We start from the raw sequence: 22,337 nt of genomic DNA on the forward strand, positions 1-22,337 counted from the left end.
GTCCCTGCATCAGGCTCGGGCGGCTCGTCCAGCACGGAAAACACGCTCTGGGCCGCCGCCAGGCCCCGTTGGATGTGCTCGTTCACCTGGGTGAGCCGCTTGATGGGGGCAAGGAGCATGGCCATGGCGGTCACGAAAGAGACGAATCCACCGACGGTGGTTTCCCCCACGTTGGATTGGAGGGCAGCGATGTAGACGACGCCTGCCAGGATCAGCGCCGCCAGCACTTGGGTAATGGGGACCGTCGCCGCCGCCGCCGAAGCGTGCTTCATGGCGAAACGGCGCACCCGGTTGGCCGTGTCGTGGAAGCGCCGGGCTTCGTAGGCCTCACCGCCGAAGACCTTCACCACGCGGTGGCATTCGATCGCCTCCTGCACCACCTGGGTCATGTCCCCCATCGCTTCCTGGGTGCCCAGGCTCGCCCGCCGCAGCCGCTTGCCGGCCACGTGGATCACTGCAGCGATGGCGGGACCGACCACCAGCATCAGCAGGGTGAGCTTCCAGTTGAGATAAAGGAGCCACGCGAGCAGTCCCAGGACTGCCAGTGAGTCCTTGACCAGCACGGTCAGGGCATGGGTCGAGGCAGTCGTCACCTGGGCCGCGTCGTAGGTCACGCGGGAGATCAACACGCCAGAGGCCTGGTCGGTGAAAAAGCGCGTCGGTAGCGCGAGCAGCCGGTCGAACATGGCGTTGCGCAGATCCATGACCACCTTGTTGCCCACCCAATGGATGCAATAGTCGCCAAGGTAGGAGGCGAGGCCGCGGACCAGGAACACTGCGACAATGGCCAGGGGAACGAGCCACATCAAGGTTTCGTCCTTCTGGACGAAGCTGCCGTCCAGCAGGGGTTTCATGAGCGCCGGAAGCGCCGGCTCGGTGGCCGCCACGATGATCATGCCCACGACGGCGCCGGCGAAGGCCTGCCAGTAGGGCGCTACGTAGCGCAGCAGACGAAGGTAAAGCCGGGAAGCGCTGGTTTGGGGATCGGACACTAGCGGGAAGCCTTCATGGGAAGCGCCCGCAGCCCGCGGACCTTTGTTGCGGTCGGCGCTTCGGGCGTAGAAGCAAGTGGCGCAAGTATATACCGATCCGACGTTCGCCCGCGGCCGCCGGCGGGCGCCTCGGACCGCGCAGAGCGGTCTAATTTACGTTGCGACCCTCTCCATTGCAGGCGCCGCAGGAAAGCGGGTGAAAACATGAGGCGATTTTTCAGAATGCTTTGTTAGCGGTTGATTTTCCGTGCTTTTACCTCTATATTGCAACTATGGATGCAGAACTCACCGCCCTTGACCAGAAGATCGCTCAACTCGTTGAATTGTGCCAACGTTTGCGCGCCCAGAACAGCGAGTTGCGGCAAAAGGTGGCGGCGCTGGAGGACGAGAACAAGCGGTTGCGCGATCGCATGGCGAAGGCCCGCGCCCGGCTCGAGGCGCTGGTGGAGAGGCTGCCTGAAGAGATCCCATGAGCGGCGCCGAGCTGAAGCCCCTGGACGTGACCATCATGGGCCGGGAATTCCGCATCGCCTGCAAAGAGGAGGAACGGCAGCAACTGCTGGACGCCGTCGCATTTCTCGAAAGACGCATGCGGGAAGTGAAGGAGACCGGCAAAGTGGTGGGTACCGAGCGCATCGCCCTCATTGCCGCGCTGCAAATCGCCCACGAATTCCTCTCGACGCGAGTCTCGGGCAAGTTTGACTTGGGGGAGATTCGTCGTAGAATAAACGCCATGCAGGAGACGCTTGATCGCGCGCTCTCCGAGCAAGATGAGTTGTTCTAGCTCCCACTCTTGAAGGGCTGGAACGTCGCCGAATGTCCCCTGCGGTGTTCGTCGATCGGGCCAATATTCTTGGAACCTACTTGATGCGATTTGGTTGCGGACTCAAGTAGCGTTGGTGTGCGCGTCCTAAGCGGAAGCGCCTGATGCGCTCGGAAAGCGACCACCTTGAACCTTAGGGTTCAGGATGAAGGCCGGACGGCATTGGCGGGGGGCTCCTGTTTGATGCGGGCAAGAGCCTGCAGTGCAGAGGAGGGTTTCGGAAGATCGAAACCCTCCTTCGTTTTTGGCCTGTCCCTTCCCTGAAGGCGGTGAATCGAGCGAAAAGACGCCCGCACGGCCCCATGCCGGTGGACGGTGTGCCCCGCGACCCGCGGGATCAGTGGGATGGGTCAAAGGTAAGGTGCGTTGAGCCGCAGGCGAAACGCACCGGCAGGCAACACAAGGCCTGCAAAGCGATGCGCCCAGGCGCATCCTATGGCCAGGCCAGCAAAGAAAAGACAACGGTCGATCGCTGGTCATCGACCGGAGGTTCAAAATATTCGGAGCATGCCGGAGGCAGGCCGTGCGCTACTGGCTCATGAAGTCCGAGCCGGACGAGTTCAGCATCGACGATCTCGCTGCGGCGCCACACCGCATCACCCCTTGGACCGGAGTGCGCAATTACCAGGCACGCAATTTCATGCGGGACTCGATGCGCGTGGGAGATCTCGCCTTTTTCTACCACTCGAGCTGTCCCGAGCCGGGCATCGCCGGAATCGTGGAGGTCGCCTCCGCCGCTTACCCCGACGCCACCCAGTTCGACCCCGCGAGCCCCTACTACGACCCGAAAGCGACGCCGGAGAAGCCCCGCTGGTTCAACGTGGACGTGAAGTTCAAGCGTAAGACCCGCTTCCTGCCCCTCAAGGCGCTCAAGAGATATCCCGAGCTCGCCTCCATGCAGGTCCTTAAGCCCGGCAACCGGCTGTCCATCACGCCGGTCACTGCCCGCGAGTGGAACTTCATCACCCGGCGCCTGCTCGATATGCACGACCGGTGAGCAAGCGATGAGAACCCTTTCGTGCCATGGTCTGCACGGCAGGACACCCCTGGACGCACCGTGGCCGCGGCAAGGACTGCGCGCTCTGCGTCGCGGTGCTCAAGGCAGGTAGCCCGGATTCGCAGCAGGCTCGAGCCCATTCCACCCTGCGGAGATTGCGGTGACCGTCCTTTACCACGCCTGGTCGTCGATGGAGGCTCAAAGCGTGCGGCTCGCCCTGCGCTACAAGGCAGCGCCGCACGAGGCGGTCGCCCTCGGCGACGAGCATGACGGTCTGTTCTTCGAACTCGGGCGAGCGATCGGCCCGTTTCTGCTCATGCTCGACAACCAGCAGGTGTGCACGGACCCCCTGGCTGCCCTGGAGGGGTTGGATGCCTGGATCGGCGGTCCCCCCTTGTTCGCCGGGCTGGTCAAGCCCGAGGCCTGGAACCTGCTCCAGGCTTGGCTCGCGCGCAGCGAGCCGCTCCTCGCCCGGCTCACCGCCGCCGTGCTGCCCGCCTTCGCCGACGTGGGCGGAAGCACCGGCCAGCTCGCCCGAGCGGCGGCGGAGGTGGAGCGGCGCTTCGGGATGAGCCTCGAGGCCCTGGCGAACGACCGCTACGAGGGCTATCGCCAGCTGGAACGGGTGGCCGACCTGCGCGGGCTGGCGCGCCACCTCGCCCATCACCGCTATTTCACTGCAGGCACCCTCACCGCCGCCGATCTAGTCCTGGCATGCCGGCTTTTTCCGCTACAATTGCTCGATGGGGTGACGCTGCCCATCGACCTCTTGTACTACATCGATCGGGTCGAGAAAGTCTGCGGCGCAAGCCCCCGGGAGGGACTTCTGTTCAAGACCCCATGACTTTCGCCGAGCTGCTTGCCTATCTCGATACCCACACACCCCGCGGCCTCCTGGACGGAACGCCCGAAGAGACAGTCGCCAAGGCCCGCGCCGGGTCCCATCGCGATCCGCTGGCCGGCGCCATCGTGGCGCATCTGTTCGAGGGGAGCTTCTTGCAAACCGCCGGTGACCCCATCGCCCGGGAACGGGCGGTGGCTGCCCTGGGGCCGCTGCGCCTTGCCTACATGAAGGACGACGCGCCCGCGGAAGGCCTACGCGTGGTAGAGCGCGTCGTGCACGCCATCGACCGCGCGTTCGATGAGGAGGCGCTGCGCCTGAAAGGCAAGGCGTGAGCCGCCCAGCGCCGACTGCCAAGCTCTATGCGCTAAACCCACCGGCAGGGGAAGAAGAATCCCCTGGAGCGATGCGCCAAGGCGCACCCTACCAAACACCGCCAACGCGTAGGATGCGTTGAGCCGCAGGCGAAACGCACTGGCAGGCAACACGAAACCTCTTTCAAGCGGTGCGCTCAAGTGCACCTACGGGATCGTTAGAGTGCGTTGGGCCGTAAAACTTCTTGGGATGTAGCGTGTTTTGAGCGCAGCGAAACGCACTGGCAGCAGAGGGAGGCTACGGGGAGATTGCACCCACGCGCGCTCGACACGCTGCCTCGGACGTGCGGTTTGACACGAGGCCGACTCGACCATGGAATGGTGGCTCGCTTACCTCGCCCTCGGCGGCTTCGTCGGCTTCTTCGCCGGCATGCTGGGCATCGGCGGGGGCATGACCATGGTGCCCTTTCTGGTGTTTTTGTTCGAGGCCCAGGGCTTTCCGGCGGAGCACATCCTGCACTTGTCCCTGGGCACGGCCATCGCCAGCATCCTGTTCACCACCGTCTCCAGCGTGCGCGCCCACCACGCGCGCAAAGCGGTCAACTGGGACGTCGCGAAGGCGATGGCCCCCGGCATTCTCCTGGGCACTTTCGGCGGCGCCCTGGTTGCCGGGGCTCTGTCCATGCGTCCTTTGGCGGTCTTTTTCGCCCTTTTCGTCTACGCGGCAGCCACCCAGCTCCTGCTGGGTATCAAACCGAAGCCGACACGCCAGTTGCCGGGACGAGCCGTGCTGTTCTTGCTCGGCGCGGCGATCGGGGCTATCTCGAGCTGGGTGGCGGCGGGCGGCGCGGTGATGACTGTCCCGTTGCTTACCTTCTGCAACGTGCCGCTGCTCACGGCCATCGGCACTTCGTCGGCGCTGGGGTTTCCCATCGCCGCGGCGGGAACGGCGGGCTACGTGCTCACCGGGCTGGACAACCACAATCTGCCGCCTTTGAGCGTGGGCTTCGTTTACCTGCCGGCGTTGGTGGGGTTGGTGGTCGCCAGCATGGCGACCGCTCCCCTGGGTGCTCGCGCCGCCCATCGCATGCCGGTCACCGTGCTACGCCGCATCTTCGCCCTGCTGCTATACGCCCTGGCCACCCGAATGCTCATCAGTTTGCTCTGAGCCTCAGTGGGTGTAAGGTGCGTTGAGCCGCGGCGAAACGCACCGGCAGGCAACACGAGACCTTGCAAGCGGTGCGCTAAAGCGCACCCTACGGCGCTCAATCGGACCTAGAGAACCTCTCCCGCAATACGTTCTTCTGCACCTTGCCCATGGCGTTACGGGGCAGCCCCTCCACGAAGTACACCCGCTTGGGCACCTTGTAGCCAGCGAGCCGTCCCTTGAGATGCCGGATGATCGCCTCCTCCGTGAGTCCTGCCCCTTCCCGGGTCCGCACCACCACGGCGGTGACCGCCTCCCCGAAGTCGGGATGGGGAACGCCGATCACCGCAGACTCCAGCACGCCGGGGATTTCGTCGATCGCCAGCTCCACCTCCTTGGGATAGACGTTGTAGCCTCCCGTGATCACCAGGTCTTTGGCGCGACCCACGATGGAGAGATAACCGTCGTGACTGAACACGCCCACATCGCCGGTACGGAAGAATCCGTCGGCGGTGAACTCCTCCCGGGTCTTGTCCGGCATGCGCCAATAGCCCAGGAACACGTTGGGCCCTTTGACCTGCACACCACCGATTTGCCCCGCTGGCAGGGGCCGGTCCTGCTCGTCGGCCACGCGCACGTTCACGCCCGGCAGGGGAAAGCCCACCGTGCCGGGACGCCGCTCGCCATCGTAGGGGTTGGAGGTGATCATGCCCGCCTCCGACATGCCGTAGCGCTCGAGGATGGCGTGGCCCGTGCGCTCGGCAAAGGCCCTGTGGGTCTCGGCGAGCAGGGGCGCGGAACCGGAGACGAAGAGCCGCATGCCCCGGCAGGCCTCCCGCGTGAGTTCCGGCTCGTTGAGCAGCCGGGTATAGAAGGTGGGCACGCCCATGAGCACGGTGGCGCGAGAGAAATCCTCGAGCACCGCTTTGGGATCGAAACGGCGGTGGAACCGCATGCAGGCGCCTGCCAGGAGGGCGCAGTGCACCGCCACGAACAGGCCGTGCACGTGGAACAGGGGCAGAGCGTGGATGAGCACGTCGGACTCAGAAAAGCACCAGTAGTCCCGCAGGGTGAGCCCGTTGGAGGCCAAGTTCCCATGGGAGAGCATGGCGCCCTTGGACCGGCCCGTGGTGCCCGAAGTGTAGATGATGCAGGCAAGGTCGTCCTCCTTCACTTCGGCCGTCTCGAAGTGCCCCGGTTGACCGGCGGCGGCTTCCATGAGAGTGCCTCCGCCCTGCTCGTTGAGCGTCAGGACGTGGCGCGTTCCTGCCCGCTGCGCCAGGGGTTCGATCCACGCCTTGGCCTGGGGCCGGCATACCACTAAGGCCGGCTCGGCGTCCTTCAGGAAGTAGTCCACTTCGTGTTCCTGATAGGCGGTGTTGAGGGGCAGGTACACCATGCCGGCTCGCATCGCCGCGAGGTAGAGAAAAAGGGCCTGGGGCGACTTTTCCACTTGAGCCGCCACCCGGTCGCCCGGCTTGAGGCCCAGGCTCGCCAGAAGGTGCGCCAGGCGGGCGGTTTCCCGCGCCAAGTCTTCGTAGGTGTAGGTCGCCCCCTCCCGGTCGATCAAGGCCGGCACGGCGGCCGAGCGGGGAAAGGAGCAGGCGATCACACTGTAGATGTTGGCGTTCATGGCAGGCCTCGATCGAAAAGGGTCCGGCCCGCACGGGCGAATTCGTCTGCCGACAGCACCCGGTCCACTACACCCAGTGCGAGCAGCCGCGCGGAGCTGCGGTCCTCCTCTTCCGCCGCGCCCAGCACCTGGGCCACCGCCCGGGGCGGCAGCTCCATGATGCAGGTGCGGGGCAGGGCCCAGACCCGCTCGGCGGGACAGGCGAGGCTCACGTAGATGCCCCCCGCCGCAGCCCCTGTCACCAGCAGCGTGAGGGGACAGCGCTCCTTGACATGGTGCAACACCTGGGCAAGGTGGGCCAGGTATGCGGACAGGATGACCTGCTCGTCGGCGCTGCGGGCCGCATGGCCGGGCGCGTCCATGAGCAGTACCAGGGGAAGCGCCGGATGGGCGTGGCTGAAGGCGAGGGCCCCTTCCGCCAAGAGCCAAGCCCGGCAGGCGCCCACCGGCTCGCCCCCTAGAAGTCCCAAGAGGCCGACCGGACCGGCGTCCGTGGCGGCCGTGCCCCAGAGCACCCCGTCCCGGAATCCGGCGCAATAGCCCCGGGGAAACAGGACCTCCAGGCGCCGGGCCAACGCTCTGGGCACCGGGTCGGCCGGGGACGGGGGAACGGGCTCGCGTCCGAAGGCCGCGAGGCGGGCCTGCAAGTCGCCGTGCCGCTGGTCAAGAGGAGGCGGTGTCTGTTTCTTGATTTGCTCCATCCAGCGCAGGGTGGCCTCCCGGAAAGCAAGCGCCGAGTCAGCCACCCGCTGCTCCTCCCCCCCGTGGCGGCATCGGGATTTTCCTCCCATGAGCTTCCGCACCGCGTCTCGATCCCGGGCGTCCAATTGGTCGCGGCCTCCCAGGGCTTCGATGATGGTGGGGCCCGACATGGCGAGCAGGGTACGCTCGCTGTAGATGCGCCGCTCGCAGGCGAAGGCGAGCATGCTGGCACCGCCGAACGCATGGCGCGGCAGCAACGCCAGCAGCCGGCCGCCAACCGCCGCGAGCGCCAGCACCCGGCGGTACAGGCGGCGAAACGCGCCCAAGGCGCGTAGCCCTTCGGTGAGGCGGGCCCCGGCCGAGTCGATCACCAGCAGCAAGGGCCAGCCTTCCCGCTGGCAAAGTTCGCAAGCGGCTATCAGCTGCTCGGCCTCCCGCCAGCCGATGGAACCGCCAGCGTCGGTGGCGTCGAAGGCAGCCAGCACCGCCGGCTCGCCCCCTACACAGGCGGGACCGGCCAGCACCGCGGAGGCGATGCCGGGCAGGGGCGCAAAACTGCCCGCATCCACGAGAGCCTCGATGCGCTCCCTGGGTCCCATCGCTGAAAAGGTCGTTGCGCTTTCCATCCTTTGCTGCGAGCCCCCGGGCATCTGCCAACACCCCGTCAGGCCAAGGCCTGTCTCGCCCAATGAAGGATCACCAGCGCCGCGCCTCCGGTCACGACGCCATAGAAGAGGTTGCGCCCTCCGAGGAAGAAAACGCCCGCCGCGGCGGCACAAGCGAGGAGCCGATCGGCGAGCAGGGTCTGCTCCAGGGTGCCACCGGGCATCAGGAGGATGCGAGCGATCAGTCCGGCGATCATGGCGTAGGCCACGCACCCTACCCAGACGAAAACCGGGCTGTCGGTGCGCAGTCCCCCGGAGAGGGTGACGCCCAGCCCCCGCCATAGATAGGTAGCCAGGCCGCAGAGCAGCGCTACGAGCCACGCCGGCATCCCGCCCAACTCAGCCATGGCGCTGCCCTATACGCAGGGCGAGATAGGCCAAAGTGCCTCCCGCCACCCCCCCGGCGAGCACGCTCCAGTCCGGGACCACCAGGTGCGCCACGGGCCCCGCCAGGGCGCCGCACATCAGGGCCAGCACCGCGGCGCGAGTGCGGGCATCGCCCGTGAGGATGAGCAGGAAATAGACGGGGCTCAGAAACACGAAGCCCAGCTTCACCAAGGGCGGCAACCCATCGGCGAGCAAATAGCCGATGGCGGTGCACAGGAAGCTTGTCCCCCAATTGATGAGGGCGAATCCGACGAAATAGGCCAGTCGGGCATCCGGGGGGAGCTCGGGGCAGCGCCGCATGGCCGCCGCCCAGCCGGTCATGGCCACTAGATGGGCGGCCAGATACAGGGCCATCCGGGAATGGCGCGGGCCGCGCAATAGCGGCATCAGGGCCACGGTCATGGGCAGGAAACGGGCGCTGGTGAGCATGACCGTGGAGACGACGGCGAGCAGCGGAGCGCCGAGGGCGTGCATCTCCACCAGCACCACCTGACCCGGCAGCGCCCAGATGGCGGCGGTGGATAGCAGGGCAGCGAAGAGAGAGAAGTCGTGACCGGCGGCCAGGGCGCCGAAGCCCAGGTAACCGGCGCCGAGGACCGCGGAAGGCACACCGAAGGACTCCCGGACCCCGTCGCGGAAGGCCGCTGCAGCGGACGAGGGGGCAATCGTGCTCAACGCATGCTCACCTCAGGTTACAGCTTGATCTTGGGATCAAGCCAGTCCCGCAGGGAGTCGCCGAACAGATTGAAGGCGAACACCGCCAAGCTGATGGCCACTCCGGGGAAGATGATCATCCACGGCGCCTCCTGGTAGAAGTCGGCCGCCGAGCCGGAAAGCATCAGGCCCCACGCTGGCGTGGGCTCCGTGACGCCGAGCCCGAGGAAGGACAGGGATGCCTCCAGCAGGATCGCCTGGCCGACAAAAGCGGTGAGCATGATGAGAAATGGAGCCACCACGTTGGGCACGATGTGACGGAAGATGATACGGGTGTGGGAAAAGCCCGCCGCGCGGGCGGCGTCGATGTAGGGCAGCTCCCGGATCGCCAGGGCAGAAGAGCGCACCACCCGCGCCACCTTGGGCACCATGGGCAGCCCGATGGCGAAGATCAGGTTGAGATCGATGCCGAACACGATGTTCTGGCCCAGGATCGCCACCACCGCTAGCGCCAGCACGATGATCGGGAAGGAGAGCAGCACATCCATGAAGCGCTGGATGATCATGTCCGTCTTGCCACCGAAATAGGCAGAGACGACACCGATGACAGCCCCCACGGTGGAACCCCAGAAGGAGGAGAGGAAGCCCACGGCGAGGGCCGTCTGGGCACCGTAGATGATGCGCGAGAGCACGTCGCGGCCGAAGTTGTCGGTGCCGAGCCAATGCTCCCACGACGGGGGCGCCATCAGGTTGGCGTAATCCACCGCCAGCGGATCGTGGGGTGCCACCCAGGGGGCGAAGGCGGCGGCGAAGACCATGGCCAGGATCACGACGAGCCCGAAAGTGCCCATCGGCTGGTAGACGATGAAGGCGAGCAGCGGGTGGTGCTGCTTGGGCACACGGTAGGTGACGGCGGGGGCAGCTTCGCTCATTTTCTCACCGATACCGGATGCGCGGATCGAGCACCGCATAGAGCAGGTCGATCACGAAATTGATCAGGATGAAGAAGGCAGCCACTAGCAGCACCAGCGCCTGCACCATGGTCATGTCGCCTCGGGAGACCGCCTCCACGAACAACTTGCCAATGCCGTTCAGGTTGAACACCTGCTCGGTGACCACCAGGCCGCCGATTAGGAAGGCGAACTCCAGGCCGATCACCGTGACCACCGGCAGCATGGCGTTGCGCAGGGCGTGGCGCCGGATCACGAGGCGCTCGAACACCCCCTTGGCCCGGGCGGTGCGGATATAGTCCTCCTGGAGTACCTCCAGAATGGTGGAGCGCATCATGCGGGTCGCCACCGCCGAGTAGCGATAGCCCACCGCCAGCGCCGGCCAGATGAGTTGGGATAGGTTGGCCTTCGGATCGTCGAAGAAGGAGGTGAAGGTGAGCGGCGGATGCCAGTGGAAGAAGGAGAGGAGAAACAGGATGATGATCATCCCCAGCCAAAAAGAGGGCACCGCCAGCCCGGCCACGGCGAAGACGCGGATCACGTGATCGATCCAGGAGTCCTTGAACAGAGCCGAGAGCGTGCCGAGGGGAATGGCGATCAGCACCGCCAGCACGGTCGCCATGATGGCCACTTGCAGGGACAGCTCCAGGCGGATGCCGATCTCGTAGGTGACCGGCTTGCCGGTCCACATGGAGTAGCCCAGGTTGCCCTGCAACACGCCCCCCATCCACTTGAGAAACTGGACGTGGATGGGCTGGTCGAGCCCCAGCCGGGCCCGTTCCGCGTCGATGACCGCCTGCGGGACTTGGCCGCCTTCGCCGCGCAGCATCACGTCCACCACGTCCCCGGGCATGAGTCGCATCATCAGGAACACCAGGATGGCAACGCCGAGCAGCGTCGGGATCATCAGGAGGATGCGGTGGATGGTGTATCTGAGCATCGTCGGTTCAGGGTGTGTGAAGAAAGGCGGCGCGGCGAAGCGGGCGTTTCCTCGCCCGCCCCCCGCCGCCGCTAGGCCACGCTCACTCGTCCAGCCATACGTCCGCCAGGTCCTGGTTGAGGTAATGGCTCGGCGTGATGTGCCAGCCCTTCATCTTCTTGTGATGCACGATGATTCGGTGCCACCAGATGGTGGGGATGACATAGGACTTGCCGAGCACGTATTGCTCCAGCTCCCGCAGGATCTTGTAGCGCTCCTTCTTGTCCAGCTCGCCCGATTGCTTGTCGTAGAGATAGTCCACCTTGCGGTCCACATAGCCCGAATAGTTGATGGTGGAGCGATCCGCCGACAGATACTTGAGCAGCTGCAGGTTGGGCTCGTCCATGAAGTCGCAGTTGAAGTCGAGCGCCGCGTCGTAGTTGCCCTCCTGTTGCCGGGCGAGATAGAGGCGGGTCTCGAGCTGCTCGTGCTCCACTTGAACGCCTATCTGCCGCCACTGATCGATGAGGAACACACCCACTGGAGTGTAGGGCATGGGCACGTTGCGGTTGGTGAGCTTGAGCTTGAGGCCTTCCGCGCCGGCCTCCTTGAGCAGCCGCTTCGCCTCCGCTCGGGACTTGTTGATGTCTTTCCAGAAACCGGGATAGGTGACGAGCTCCTTCTCGCTCGCTGCCAGCTCGTAGCCCGGCCGCAGCAGGCCGCCTACATGGCGCACCAGGGCGACTCGGGAGAGGGCCTCTGCCCCGCCCCAGCGGTCGATCGCCAGGGAAAGCGCCCGCCGCACCCGTTCGTCGTCGAACGGTTTCTTGTGGGTGTTGAAGCCCACCACCAGGGCGCATACCCATGGGGACTCTTGCACCACCGCGTCCTTGCCCAGGGTCTGGACGATGCGGTCACGGTCCGCCGGCGAATGGCCGCGAAACTCGGCGAGCACCTCGCCCGCCGCCAGGGCGTTCACCATCGCCGCCCCTTTGATGAAGATCGCCCGATAGCCGTCCAGATAGGGCTTACCCTTGTCCCAGTAGCCCTCGAAGCGCTTGCCCACCCAGTGGGAGCCGGCCACGTGCTCGACGAAAGTGAAAGGGCCCGTGCCCAGGATGTTGCGCTCTGGGAACTTGGGATCCTCTTTGAGCTTGGCGGCGCTGTAGATGCAGTCCCAGGGGCTGGCGAAGTTGGACAGCATGGAGGCGTTGCGCTTCTTGAGCTTAAACACCACCGTGTGCGGGTCCGGCGTGAGGATGGTGTCGATGTCTTCGTAGGCCGCCTGGCGCAAGGAGCGCACCCCGGCCGGAGGCTGGCGGATACGGTCGTAGGTCGCCTTCACGTCCTCCGAGGTGAACGCGGAGCCGTCGTGGAACTTGACTCCTTTTCTCAGCTTGAAGGTGTAAGTGAGGCCGTCCTGGGAAACGGTCCAGGACTCCGCCAGGTCCCCCACGATCTTGGGATAGTTGGACGGATCGAACTTGAGTAGGGTGTTGTAATGGGGCCGCACCGGATGAATGAACGCGAACGAGGAGTTGGCGTGGCAATCATAGTTGGGCGGCTCCGCGGTCACGGCGAACTTGAGCTCGCCGCCGCGCTTCGGCGTCTGGGCGTAGGCCCCGCCAGCGGCAAGGAATGCCGCCACGGTCCCCGCGAGAAACAACGCTGATGCTCTCATGCTCGTTCCTCCTTGTGTGGTGGTTGGCGACTTTGTTCGTTTGCTCTTCCGCCCGCCGCTCGCCCCGGCATCTAGGGGTGCGGCCTTGTAAGTGTCGTTCTAAAGTTTGATGCACGCGGCAAAATGGTTGTCCTTCACTTCCTTGAGCTCCGGCACGACCCGCCGGCACTCCTCGTCGGCAAGGGGACAGCGGGTATTGAACACGCAGCCACTCGGCGGATTGAGGGGGCTTGGCACCTCGCCGCCGAGCAGCCGGGTGGAGCGCCGGCGCTCCAGGTGAGGGTCAGGAATCGGCACCGCCTCGAGCAACGCCTTGGTGTACGGGTGTTGCGGCTCCCGGTACAGTGCGTCCCGGTCCGCGACCTCCATGATCCGCCCCAGGTACATGACCACGACCCGGTCGGAGATGTGGCGCACCACCGCCAGATCGTGGGCAATGAACAGGTAGGTGAGCTTGAACTTCTCCTGCAGCTCTTCCAGCAGGTTAATGATCTGGGCCTGGATGGACACGTCCAGGGCCGACACCGGCTCATCGCACACGATGAATCGGGGCTCGAGGGCAAGTGCCCGGGCGATGCCCACCCGCTGGCGCTGGCCGCCGGAGAGCTGGTGCGGGTAGCGGTCGGCCATGTAGGCGAACAGCCCCACCTGCTCGAGCAGCTGCGCCACCTTTTCCCGGGCAGCTTTGCGATTCGGCTGCAACCCGTGGACCTGCATGGGCTCGGCGATAATCTCGCCGATGGTCATGCGCGGGTTGAGCGAGGAGAACGGGTCCTGGAAGATGATCTGGGCGCAGCGCCGGTAGCGCTTCAGGTCCTGGCCGCGGGCCGCGAGCACGTCCAGATCTTCGAACCGCACTTCGCCGGCGGTCGCCTCCTCCAGGCGGATCAGGGTGCGCCCGACGGTGGTCTTGCCGCAGCCAGACTCCCCGACCAACCCCAGCGTTTCGCCGGGAAAGATATCGAACGAGACGTCGTCCACCGCCTTCACCAGCGCTTTGTGGGCGGAGATCAACGTGAATCCCGCCGAGACGTGGAAATAGGTCTTGAGGTGTCGCACTGAGACCAGGGGCTTGACGCACTCCACCTGTTTGGTGAGCGGCGCCTCCACCGCCGCGCTCACCAGGCCCAGCGCCTTGGGGCCCCGGCGGTCCATCTCGCTCGCCCGGAAGCAGGCCGCCCAATGGCCGGGACGCACGTCCATCGGTGGCGGTAGCTCGTGCTCGCAGCGCTCGATTCTCGCCAAGCAACGGGGAGCGAAGCGGCAGCCGAAAGGCGGGTGCATCAAGTTGGGGGGCATGCCCTCGATGGTCTCGAGCTTGCGCCCGCGGGGCTTGTCCAGCCGCGGCACCGAGCGCAGCAGGCCCGCCGTGTACGGGTGGCAGGGCCGGGCGAAGATGTCCTCGGCGGCACCTTGCTCCACCATGCGCGCCGCGTACATCACGTTCACCCGGTCGGCATAGCGGGCGACGATGCCCAGGTTGTGGGTAATGATCACCAGGGCGATGCCCAGCTCGCGGGAGAGATCTTTCATGAGCTCCAGGATCTGGGCCTGGATGGTGACATCGAGGGCGGTGGTGGGCTCGTCGGCGATGATGAGCTTGGGATTGCAGGCAAGGCCAATGGCGATCATGGCCCGCTGGCGCATGCCGCCGGAGAACTGGTGCGGGTATTGGTCGAGCCGGCGCGCCGGATCGGGAATGCCCACCATCTTCAGGAGCTCCAGCGCCCGGGTGCGCGCCTGCTCTTCGTCCATCTTCAGGTGGATGAGCAGCGGCTCCATGATCTGGAAGCCGATGGTGAGCACTGGATTCAAGGAGGTCATCGGCTCCTGGAAGATCATGGCGATGTCGCGCCCGCGCACCGCGCGCATCTCCTCCTCCGAGAGCCTGAGCAGATCGCGGCCCTCGAACAGGATGCGCCCGCCCACGATATGACCGGTGGGCTTGGCGAGCAGTCGCATCACCGCCAGGGCGGAGACCGACTTGCCGCAGCCTGACTCCCCAACCAGGGCCACCACTTCGCCAGGGCGCACCTGGTAGGAGATGCCCTCGACCGCGCGCACCACCCCGCGGGTGGTGACGAAGTGCACGTGCAGGTTTTGCACGTCGAGCAGCGCCTCCCCCGCGTGGCGTATGCCACTGAACTGCGAGTCGAAAACGGCGGTGGTCGCGTTCACGACGGCCTCAGCTCAGGCCGCAACGCGCATACTGCAGCGCACGGTGGCAAGCCTCCTCATCCGCGGAGGGCGCGGCACGCTGCCGCGCTCTGTAGTTTTTATGGTGCGGGGTCAACCGCCATTGTGTTGAATGCTCCAGGTATAGTCAATGCGCCAGGTCAAGGGCACGCTTTATTTTCCGCGGGCAGCGCGCTCGCACTCCCCCATCCTCCCAGGGTGCGCTCAAGGAACCACCGCGCTCTCTTCGTCCGCGGCGAGCACCGCGCCTTCGTGCACCAGCGCCTCGATCTGCGCCTGGGAGTAGCCGTATTCCAGCAGCACTTCCCGGGTGTGCTCGCCGAGGACAGGGGCGCTGCGGGTGACGGCGCCCGGCGTGGCGGAGAGCTTGATGGGAAAGCCCAAGCTCTTCACTCTTCCGAGCCGCCGGTGCTCGGTCTCCACCACCATCTCTCGCGCCCGGGTCTGGGGGTGGGAGAGCACCTCGGGAATGCTCAGGATGGGCCCCACCGGCAGCCCGGCTGGCTCGAGCAGTTGCAGCCACTCCTCGGTGGTACGCTCGGCGAAATAACGGGTAAGGGCCTCCGCCAGCGCTTCGCGATGGGCGATCCGGTCGCGGTTGGTCTTGAAGCGGGGATCGTTCGCCAGCTCGGGAGCGTTCAATACCGAAACCAGCCGCTCCCAGTTGGCCTGGTTGGCCGCGCCGATGTTGATCCAGCCGTCACGGGTCTTGAACGCCTGGTAGGGGGCGCTGGTGAGGTTGCCCGAACCCATGGGAGGCGCGGCCTCGCCGGTTGCGAGGAAGTAGGCGGTGTGCCAGTAGGTCTGGGTAATTCCGGCCTCGAAAAGGGACGTGTCCACCCGCTGGCCCTCCCCGGTCTTGAGTCGATGGAGATAGGCGGCAACGATGCCAAGGGCGGCCAGGATCCCGGCGTTGATGTCGGTCACGGGGCCCCCGCACTTGACGGGTGGCCGCCCAGGCTCTCCCGTGATGCTCATGAGCCCGGACATCCCTTGGGCGATGAGATCGAAGCCCGGCTTGTCGGCCCAGGGGCCCGTGCGCCCGTAGCCCGAGATCTCGCAGTAGATGAGGCCTGGGTTCAACTCGCGCAGCGCCTCGTAGCCGAAGCCCAGCTTCTCCATGGTGCCCATGCGGTAGTTCTCGGTGACCACGTCCGCGCCCTCGAGCAGGCGCCGGAGCACCTGCTTGCCACCCTCAGTCTTCAAGTTGACCGCAATGCCGCGCTTGTTGCGGTTCATGATGATGAAGGCGGTGGATTCGCCGTTGATCTCCGGGATACCGAAGCGGCGCGTGTCGTCTCCACCGGGCACCTTTTCCACCTTGATCACGTCCGCCCCCATATCGGCGAGGAGCATCCCGCACATGGGCCCGGACATGATGTGGGCGAGCTCGATGACCTTGAGTCCTGCGAGGGGACCCGCACGCTTCTCTGTCATGGCGCTTTCCTCGTGTGGCGAGAATCCACGGCTGCCCGCGACGGCCTCAGCGCCCCTTGAATTCGGGCTTCGCTTTGGCCAGAAACGCCCGGTAGCCGATCCTGAAGTCTTCCGTGTCGTAGCAGCGGAAACCTTCGTCCAACTCCTCTTCGGTTAGCTCTCCGCCCCGCTCCAGCCGGCGGATGAACTGCTTGTGCCAGCGTGCCACCAAGGGCGCACCCTCGGCGATGCGCCGGGCGGTGGCGTAGGCCTCCGCCTCCACCTGCTCGTCGGGCACCACCCGGTGCACCAGACCCTTGTCCTTGGCCTCCCGGGCGTCGAACACGCGCCCTTCGAGCAGAATTTCCAGGGTGGTGGCCCGGCCCACGAGCCTGAGCAATGCACCGATCTCGGCGTGGGCCATGGTGAGGCCCAGCTTGTTGATGGGAACGCCAAAGCGGCTCGATTCCCCGCAGACACGGATGTCGGCCAGGGCCGCGATCTCCAGGCCGCCCCCGACGCAAATGCCCTTGATGAGCGCCACGGTAGGAACAGGGCACTCGGCGATCGCCGCGAGCGCCCCATGCAGCACCCGCCCGTAGGCCTTGCCCTGCTGGAAGTTGGAACGTTCGGTCTCGAACTCGCCGATGTCGTTGCCCGGGGAAAAGGCTTTTTCCCCGGCCCCCCGCAGCACGATGCAGCGAAGGCTCGCATCGGTCGCGAGCGCGCGCATCGCTTCCCCTAGGCGCTGCCACATGCCCTTGGTCATGGCGTTGAGCTTGTGGGGGCGGTTAAGTACGACGGTGGCAATCAAGCCGTCTCTGTGCACCAGAATGTCGTCCGGCATGAAGCGTCCTCGATCAACGATAGAACAGGTTCACCAGCGACAGGGGGAGCGCCGGCACATAGGTCACCAGGAGCAGCACAAGCAGCAACACGCCGATGAAGGGGAGATTAGCCTTGGTCACGTCCCAGATGTTCTCCTTGGCGATGGAGCAAGCGGTCATCAACACGCTCGCCACTGGCGGGGTCTGCTGGCCGATCGCCAGGTTGAGGGTCACCACCAGCCCGAAGTGCACCGGGTCGATGCCCGCGGCATTGACCACCGGCATGACGATGGGCACCACCAGGATGATGGCCGCCGCCGAGTGCAGGAACAAGCCGACCACCAGGAAGAACAGATTGAACAGGGCGAGGATCAGGTACTTGTTGGTGGTGAGCTCAGCGATGGCCTGGGCCAGTCGTTGCGGCACCTGCTCCTCGGTGAGATACACCCCCAGGAGCGCCGAGGAGGCGACTAGCAACATGACCACCGCCGTCTGCACGGCGCCGTCGATGATGGCCGAGCGCAGCTGGGGCCAATCGATCTCCCGATAATAGAGGGCGATGGCGATGGCCGCCACCACCGCCAGCCCCGCCCCTTCGGTGGCCGTGACCACACCCCCGAAGATGCCTCCCAGGATGATGAGGGGCAACAGGAAAGCGAGGGAGGCGTCTTTGAAGGTGGCCCACAGCCGCTTCCATTGGAAGACCTCCTCCACCGGCCAGCCGTACTTGCGGGCGTAGTGGTAGCACAGCCCCATCATGAGCAGCCCCCCCAGTAGCCCGGGGATGATGCCGGCCACGAAAAGCTGCACCACCGAGCTTCCGGACATGACCGCATACAGAATCATGGGAATGGAAGGGGGGATGATGATGGCAAGCGAAGCGGAAGAAGAGGTGAGGGCAGCGGTGAAGGGGCCGGGATAACCCTTCTTTTTCATGGCCGGCATGAGCACCGAGCCGATGGCCGCCACGTCGGCCACCGCCGAGCCCGAGATCTCGGCGAAGAACAGAGAGGTGCCCACGTTCACCATGGCGAGCCCCCCGCGAATGAAGCCGAGGAGCGCCGAAGCGAAGGCGATGAGCCGCCGGGAGATCCCTGAGGTGTTCATGATCGCTCCCGCCAGAATGAATAGCGGTATGGCGATCAGGGGAAAGTTGGTGGCCCCGTTGTACATGACGATGGCCAAGTTGGGCAGGGACTCCACCCCCTGGCTCGCCACGATCGCCACAGTGGCCGCGATACCCAGGGCCACCGCGATCGGCACGTTGATCAGCACCAGGACAAGGATGCTGAGGATGAGCAGAACGATGGCCATCAGGGATTGACCTCCACCCGCGGCGCGGGACGCCCATCTTCTAGTGCTGCCCGCAGAGCATCGGGCACCACCAGGAGCTCCGCGACCACGAAGAGCGCCGCGCCGATGGGGATCACCGACTGGGTGTACATCACCGATACCTGCGGCAGGCTCACCAAATAGTCGGTGGCCAGCACCTCCAGCACGGAGGCGCCCACGTAGGCCATGAGCACGAAGAAGCCGATCACCAGGGCCTCGGCGGCAAGCGTCACCGGCACCCGCAAGGGCACCGGCAGGGCCTCCACCAGGCCCGGAAAGCCGATGTGGGCGCGTTTGAGCGCCGCCAGGGCGGCGCCGTAATAGGTGAGCCAGGCGAGCAACACCGAGGCGATCTCGTCGTACCACACCAGGGACATGCCGGCCTTGCGGTAGACCACGCCCAGGGTCACGATGATTGCCAGGGCTAGCATCAAGACGATCACGATGAAATTGAGCAACCGCTCCAGGGCCCGCCGGAGCCTGTGCAGCGTCATGGGTCTCCTCCTCGAGTCTTCGATCGGGGCGGGGATTCCGCCTCCCGCCCCTCGGGGGGTCGCTCCTCAGCGCTTGCCGAGGGCGATGGCGCGGTCGATCATTTCCTTGGCGCCCTGCACCTCCTTGCCAAACTCCTCGTAGACGGGCCTGCTGGCGACAATGAAGGCGTCTTTGTCGGGGGTGTTCACCTGCATGCCGGCCGCTTTGAGCTTCTCCAGCAGCTCAGTGTCGAAGCGCTCGGCAGTCTGGTACACGAAGGCTTGGGTTTCCTTCGCCGTCTCCTCCAGCACCTTGCGCGCCTCCGCTGGGAGGCTGTTCCACTTCTTGAGCCCCACGGTGACGTAGGCCGGGGTGTACACGTGGCCGGTGAGGGAGAGGTACTTCTGCACTTCCTGGAACTTGGCGCTGTAGATCTGGGCGAAGGGGTTTTCCTGGCCGTCCATGACCCCGGTCTGGAGGGCCGTGAACACCTCGGAGAACTTCATGGGGCTAGGATTGGCCCCGTAGGCCTGGAACATTTTCACCCGCCACTTGCCCTCCGGCACCCGCAGCTTGATCCCCTGTAAGTCTTCCGGCCTCTGGATGGGACGCTTGCTGTTGGTGATGTGGCGGTAGCCGTTTTCCCACACAGCGATGATCTTGAGCCCCTTCTTCTCCGCCAGCGGCGCGAGCATAGGCCAGAATACTTCCTTCTCGATGCGCTTCATGTGTTCCCGGTCTTTCACCAGGTAAGGCATCTCGAAGATGCCGAAGGCATCCACTTCTGAGGACATCACGGTGGAGGGAAGGGCGAAGTCCACCGTTCCCAGCTTGAGCTTCTGCAGGAGCTCCTTGTCGCCGCCCAACTGGCTCGAGCCATACACCACCACCTTGTATTTGTCGCCCAGCTTGGCATTGGCGCGTTTGGCGAATTCCTCGGCGGAGAGGGCAAAAAGGGAGCCCGGCTCGCCCACGTGGCCGAATTTGAGCTCCACCGGCTCCGCCCGCAGCGGCGCGGGAGCCAACGTGGCAAAGGCAAACAACACGATCAGCAGCCGCAACAACTTCATGGTCTTCCTCCTCTCTTGGTGGTCATTCCCATCGCGCCCGAGGCGGGCACGGGTGCACTGCACGAAATCGGAACGCGCTCATGCGGCGCTACACGGTTCCCGTTCCTTGGCGCTCGCCGCCTGTTGCGCCAGGTAATCCAGGGCCACCTGCACGCCACCCCTCCGGTGGGGCACGCCCGCCAGCTCGAGCCCCATCTCCACTCCCGCGAGGGTGCCCGCCAGCATGAGATCGTTGAAACTGCCCAGGTGACCGATGCGGAACACCTTCCCTTTGAGCTTGCCCAGGCCGCTACCCAGGGACATGTCGAAGGCCTCGAGAATCACCTGGCGCAGCTGGTCCGCACTATGTCCCTCGGGCACCACCACCGCGGTGAGGGAGCTGCTGTATTCGGCCGGGTTGAGGCACAGCACCTCCAGTCCCCACGCCCGCACTGCGCGGCGGGTCGCCTCCGCATGCCGATCGTGGCGAGCGAACACGTTCTCCAATCCTTCCTCCAGCAGCATGGCGATGGCCTCCTTGAGGCCGTAGAGCAGGTTGGTCGCCGGCGTGTAGGGGAAATAACCGGTCTTGTTGGCCTCCAGCATCTCCTCCCAGTTCCAGAAGGAACGGGGAAGCCGAGCGCTGCGGGAGGCGGCCAGGGCCTTGTCGCTCACCGCGTTGAAGGAAAGCCCCGGGGGCAGCATCAGGCCCTTCTGGGAGCCGGCCACGGTCACATCCACCCCCCACTCGTCCATGCGGTAGTCGATGGAGGCGAGGGAGGAGATCGTGTCCACCAGGAACAGGGCCGGGTGGCCCGCCCGGTCGATGGCCTTGCGGATCTCGCCGACACGGCTCGTCACCCCGGTGGAGGTCTCGTTGTGCACCACGCACACCGCCTTAATCTCGCGGGCGCGATCCTCGGCGAGCTTCGCCTCCACCACCGCGGGATCCACCCCGTGGCGCCAGTCCCCGGGGACGAACTCCGCCCGCAAGCCCAGGCGGGTGGCCATGCGGTGCCACAGGGTGGCGAAGTGGCCGGTCTCGAACATGAGCACCCGATCCCCTGGCGACAAGGTGTTCACCAGGGCCGCCTCCCATGCCCCGGTCCCCGAGGCAGGATAGATGATGACCGGGTGCCGGGTCTTGAAGATGCGGCGGATCTCGGAGAGGACCTCCCGGCCGAGGCGCCCGAATTCGGGGCTGCGGTGATCGATGGTGGGCCGATCGATGGCGCGTAACACCCGATCGGGGACGTTGGTCGGTCCGGGAATCTGCAAAAAATGACGGCCGCTGGGATAACGCATGGCAGCGCTCTCGACGATCAACGGGGACGAAGCCTGCCCGGACACCGATCCGTGATCGTCCCCCGGGAGGCCTTTTTTGAAAAAACTTTAGCCCATTTTGGGCTTTTTTGTATACAAAATTTTCTTTGTAAAGAGGAGCGTCATTTAACTAATTGCCTAAGAAAGAATTTGTCTTGTCTTGCTTTGCCTTTCCCCCAGCGGCATTGTATTATGCATGCAAACTCACTTTTCCCAGCTGTGGACTCACGCCCATGAGTGCCCAGATCACCCCCTTCCCCAGTCCCGACAAAGTCATCGATCGGCGACCCCTGCACCACGAAGCGACGGCCCGGCTGCGGGACATGATCGTCCAGGGTGAGCTCGCTCCCGGAGCACGTCTCAACGAGCGGGTGCTGTGCCAGCAGCTCGGCATTTCCCGCACGCCCTTGCGGGAAGCGCTCAAAGTGCTCGCTGCGGAGGGATTGGTGGAGCTGCTGCCCAACCGGGGGGCGGTGGTCACCCAGCTCACCTTACGCGCAGTGCAGGAGATCTTCGAAGTCATGGGTGCCCTCGAACGGCTCGCCGGTGAGCTCGTGTGCCGCAACGCCACCGAGGCAGACATCGCCGAGATCCGGGCCCTCCACTACCAGATGATGGTCTATTACGCCCGGGGAGATCTGGCGGGCTATTTCCGCTACAACCAGCAGATCCACCTCAAGCTGGTAGAGTCCACCGGCAACGCCACCCTGGCGGCCACCTACCGCAACTTGAACGCCCACGTGCGCCGCGCCCGCTACATGGCCAATCTGTCCCGGGAGCGGTGGGACAAGGCGGTGCAGGAACACGAAGAAATCCTGGACGCGCTCATGAAGCGGGACAGCGCCCGGCTGCAGGGCCTGCTCCAGGATCATCTGGGGCACAAGATGCTGGTAGTGCTGGAGGCCTTGAACGCCCCGTCCGCGCCCGCTCAAGCGGCCACCCCGTGAGCAATCCCGCCTTCGCGCCTGTCCGGTCTCTCGCGGCCCAGGGCAGCCTCCTGGCCGAGCGGCTGGCC

Annotated in this window: 22 protein-coding genes and 1 other RNA gene; 8 read left to right on the forward strand and 15 right to left on the reverse strand. The window is 65.3% G+C overall.

Annotated features, from left to right (window positions below):
* Positions 1–992, reverse strand: a 992-nt coding sequence (locus V7Q81_RS04800; protein WP_333840789.1) for an ABC transporter permease, incomplete at its 3' end; no start/stop codon positions are given.
* A gap of 227 nt (positions 993–1,219) precedes the next feature.
* On the opposite strand from V7Q81_RS04800, the gene zapB reads away from it, so the two are divergent.
* The 7 genes from zapB (at position 1,220) to V7Q81_RS04835 (ending at position 5,135) form a co-directional block, all read left to right on the forward strand.
* A complete protein-coding gene (gene zapB, locus V7Q81_RS04805) occupies positions 1,220–1,465 on the forward strand; it encodes a cell division protein ZapB (protein WP_333840790.1) in 246 nt (81 codons plus the stop codon).
* Positions 1,462–1,776, forward strand: coding sequence for a cell division protein ZapA (locus V7Q81_RS04810; RefSeq protein WP_333840791.1), 315 nt, complete (start codon positions 1,462–1,464; stop codon positions 1,774–1,776). Before zapB ends, V7Q81_RS04810 begins: the two co-directional genes overlap by 4 nt.
* Before the next feature lie 33 nt (positions 1,777–1,809).
* A non-coding RNA gene (gene ssrS / locus V7Q81_RS04815) (6S RNA) lies at positions 1,810–1,991 on the forward strand.
* Between the two features lie 347 nt (positions 1,992–2,338).
* Positions 2,339–2,812, forward strand: a complete 474-nt coding sequence (locus tag V7Q81_RS04820; RefSeq protein WP_333840792.1) for an EVE domain-containing protein — start codon at positions 2,339–2,341, stop codon at positions 2,810–2,812.
* Positions 2,813–2,972: 160 nt separating this feature from the next.
* Positions 2,973–3,656, forward strand: a complete 684-nt coding sequence (locus V7Q81_RS04825; protein WP_333840793.1) for a glutathione S-transferase — start codon at positions 2,973–2,975, stop codon at positions 3,654–3,656.
* A complete protein-coding gene (locus tag V7Q81_RS04830) occupies positions 3,653–3,988 on the forward strand; it encodes a hypothetical protein (protein WP_333840794.1) in 336 nt (111 codons plus the stop codon). The genes V7Q81_RS04825 and V7Q81_RS04830 overlap by 4 nt, the downstream gene beginning before the upstream one ends.
* A gap of 352 nt (positions 3,989–4,340) precedes the next feature.
* The gene (locus V7Q81_RS04835; protein ID WP_333840795.1) at positions 4,341–5,135 is read left to right on the forward strand and encodes a sulfite exporter TauE/SafE family protein; all 795 of its coding nucleotides are present in this window, start codon (positions 4,341–4,343) and stop codon (positions 5,133–5,135) included.
* A 97-nt stretch (positions 5,136–5,232) separates the two neighbouring features.
* On the opposite strand, the gene V7Q81_RS04840 is transcribed toward V7Q81_RS04835, so the two are convergent.
* The 14 genes from V7Q81_RS04840 to V7Q81_RS04905 form a co-directional block, all read right to left on the reverse strand.
* Positions 5,233–6,747 carry a malonate--CoA ligase gene (locus tag V7Q81_RS04840; RefSeq protein WP_333840796.1) on the reverse strand — a complete coding sequence of 505 codons (1,515 nt, stop codon included), beginning with the start codon at positions 6,745–6,747 and terminating at the stop codon, positions 5,233–5,235.
* Positions 6,744–8,075: a biotin-independent malonate decarboxylase subunit gamma gene (locus V7Q81_RS04845; RefSeq protein ID WP_333840797.1), complete on the reverse strand. Its 1,332-nt coding sequence runs from the start codon at positions 8,073–8,075 to the stop codon at positions 6,744–6,746. Before V7Q81_RS04845 ends, V7Q81_RS04840 begins: the two co-directional genes overlap by 4 nt.
* Positions 8,076–8,113: 38 nt before the next feature.
* Positions 8,114–8,461 carry an AzlD domain-containing protein gene (locus V7Q81_RS04850; RefSeq protein WP_333840798.1) on the reverse strand — a complete coding sequence of 116 codons (348 nt, stop codon included), beginning with the start codon at positions 8,459–8,461 and terminating at the stop codon, positions 8,114–8,116.
* A complete protein-coding gene (locus tag V7Q81_RS04855; protein WP_333840799.1) occupies positions 8,454–9,176 on the reverse strand; it encodes an AzlC family ABC transporter permease in 723 nt (240 codons plus the stop codon). Before V7Q81_RS04855 ends, V7Q81_RS04850 begins: the two co-directional genes overlap by 8 nt.
* 17 nt (positions 9,177–9,193) lie before the next feature.
* On the reverse strand, positions 9,194–10,087 hold the full coding sequence (locus V7Q81_RS04860; protein WP_333840800.1) for an ABC transporter permease: 894 nt from the start codon (positions 10,085–10,087) through the stop codon (positions 9,194–9,196).
* 4 nt (positions 10,088–10,091) lie between these two features.
* Positions 10,092–11,045: an ABC transporter permease gene (locus tag V7Q81_RS04865; protein ID WP_333840801.1), complete on the reverse strand. Its 954-nt coding sequence runs from the start codon at positions 11,043–11,045 to the stop codon at positions 10,092–10,094.
* Between the two features lie 82 nt (positions 11,046–11,127).
* The gene (locus tag V7Q81_RS04870; protein ID WP_333840802.1) at positions 11,128–12,705 is read right to left on the reverse strand and encodes an ABC transporter substrate-binding protein; all 1,578 of its coding nucleotides are present in this window, start codon (positions 12,703–12,705) and stop codon (positions 11,128–11,130) included.
* A gap of 99 nt (positions 12,706–12,804) precedes the next feature.
* A complete protein-coding gene (locus tag V7Q81_RS04875) occupies positions 12,805–14,883 on the reverse strand; it encodes a dipeptide ABC transporter ATP-binding protein (RefSeq protein ID WP_442954762.1) in 2,079 nt (692 codons plus the stop codon).
* 222 nt (positions 14,884–15,105) lie between these two features.
* Positions 15,106–16,338: a CaiB/BaiF CoA transferase family protein gene (locus V7Q81_RS04880; protein ID WP_333840803.1), complete on the reverse strand. Its 1,233-nt coding sequence runs from the start codon at positions 16,336–16,338 to the stop codon at positions 15,106–15,108.
* A gap of 46 nt (positions 16,339–16,384) precedes the next feature.
* Complete coding sequence (locus V7Q81_RS04885; protein ID WP_333840804.1) at positions 16,385–17,164, reverse strand: enoyl-CoA hydratase-related protein; 780 nt, start codon at positions 17,162–17,164, stop codon at positions 16,385–16,387.
* Between the two features lie 13 nt (positions 17,165–17,177).
* Positions 17,178–18,458 carry a TRAP transporter large permease gene (locus V7Q81_RS04890; RefSeq protein ID WP_333840805.1) on the reverse strand — a complete coding sequence of 427 codons (1,281 nt, stop codon included), beginning with the start codon at positions 18,456–18,458 and terminating at the stop codon, positions 17,178–17,180.
* On the reverse strand, positions 18,458–18,970 hold the full coding sequence (locus tag V7Q81_RS04895; RefSeq protein ID WP_333840806.1) for a TRAP transporter small permease: 513 nt from the start codon (positions 18,968–18,970) through the stop codon (positions 18,458–18,460). Before V7Q81_RS04895 ends, V7Q81_RS04890 begins: the two co-directional genes overlap by 1 nt.
* 66 nt (positions 18,971–19,036) lie before the next feature.
* Complete coding sequence (locus tag V7Q81_RS04900) at positions 19,037–20,020, reverse strand: TRAP transporter substrate-binding protein (RefSeq protein ID WP_333840807.1); 984 nt, start codon at positions 20,018–20,020, stop codon at positions 19,037–19,039.
* Positions 20,021–20,098: 78 nt separating this feature from the next.
* On the reverse strand, positions 20,099–21,304 hold the full coding sequence (locus V7Q81_RS04905; protein ID WP_333840808.1) for a pyridoxal-phosphate-dependent aminotransferase family protein: 1,206 nt from the start codon (positions 21,302–21,304) through the stop codon (positions 20,099–20,101).
* A 251-nt stretch (positions 21,305–21,555) separates the two neighbouring features.
* Between V7Q81_RS04905 and V7Q81_RS04910 the strand changes: the two genes are divergently transcribed.
* Positions 21,556–22,269, forward strand: a complete 714-nt coding sequence (locus V7Q81_RS04910) for a GntR family transcriptional regulator (protein WP_333840809.1) — start codon at positions 21,556–21,558, stop codon at positions 22,267–22,269.
* The last annotated feature ends 68 nt before the right edge of the window (positions 22,270–22,337 follow it).

The organism is Pelomicrobium sp. (assembly GCF_036803785.1).
GTDB lineage: Bacteria > Pseudomonadota > Gammaproteobacteria > Burkholderiales > UBA6910 > Pelomicrobium.

Coding starts and splice junctions, on each gene's coding strand:
- V7Q81_RS04870 (WP_333840802.1), bottom strand. CDS start 12,705: ATGAGAGCATCAGCGTTGTTTCTCGCGGGGACCGTGGCGGCATTCCTT.
- V7Q81_RS04865 (WP_333840801.1), bottom strand. CDS start 11,045: ATGCTCAGATACACCATCCACCGCATCCTCCTGATGATCCCGACGCTG.
- V7Q81_RS04860 (WP_333840800.1), bottom strand. CDS start 10,087: ATGAGCGAAGCTGCCCCCGCCGTCACCTACCGTGTGCCCAAGCAGCAC.
- V7Q81_RS04910 (WP_333840809.1), top strand. CDS start 21,556: ATGAGTGCCCAGATCACCCCCTTCCCCAGTCCCGACAAAGTCATCGAT.
- V7Q81_RS04880 (WP_333840803.1), bottom strand. CDS start 16,338: ATGACAGAGAAGCGTGCGGGTCCCCTCGCAGGACTCAAGGTCATCGAG.
- V7Q81_RS04810 (WP_333840791.1), top strand. CDS start 1,462: ATGAGCGGCGCCGAGCTGAAGCCCCTGGACGTGACCATCATGGGCCGG.
- V7Q81_RS04830 (WP_333840794.1), top strand. CDS start 3,653: ATGACTTTCGCCGAGCTGCTTGCCTATCTCGATACCCACACACCCCGC.
- V7Q81_RS04835 (WP_333840795.1), top strand. CDS start 4,341: ATGGAATGGTGGCTCGCTTACCTCGCCCTCGGCGGCTTCGTCGGCTTC.
- V7Q81_RS04905 (WP_333840808.1), bottom strand. CDS start 21,304: ATGCGTTATCCCAGCGGCCGTCATTTTTTGCAGATTCCCGGACCGACC.
- V7Q81_RS04850 (WP_333840798.1), bottom strand. CDS start 8,461: ATGGCTGAGTTGGGCGGGATGCCGGCGTGGCTCGTAGCGCTGCTCTGC.
- V7Q81_RS04895 (WP_333840806.1), bottom strand. CDS start 18,970: ATGACGCTGCACAGGCTCCGGCGGGCCCTGGAGCGGTTGCTCAATTTC.
- V7Q81_RS04900 (WP_333840807.1), bottom strand. CDS start 20,020: ATGAAGTTGTTGCGGCTGCTGATCGTGTTGTTTGCCTTTGCCACGTTG.
- V7Q81_RS04885 (WP_333840804.1), bottom strand. CDS start 17,164: ATGCCGGACGACATTCTGGTGCACAGAGACGGCTTGATTGCCACCGTC.
- V7Q81_RS04890 (WP_333840805.1), bottom strand. CDS start 18,458: ATGGCCATCGTTCTGCTCATCCTCAGCATCCTTGTCCTGGTGCTGATC.
- V7Q81_RS04845 (WP_333840797.1), bottom strand. CDS start 8,075: ATGGAAAGCGCAACGACCTTTTCAGCGATGGGACCCAGGGAGCGCATC.
- V7Q81_RS04840 (WP_333840796.1), bottom strand. CDS start 6,747: ATGAACGCCAACATCTACAGTGTGATCGCCTGCTCCTTTCCCCGCTCG.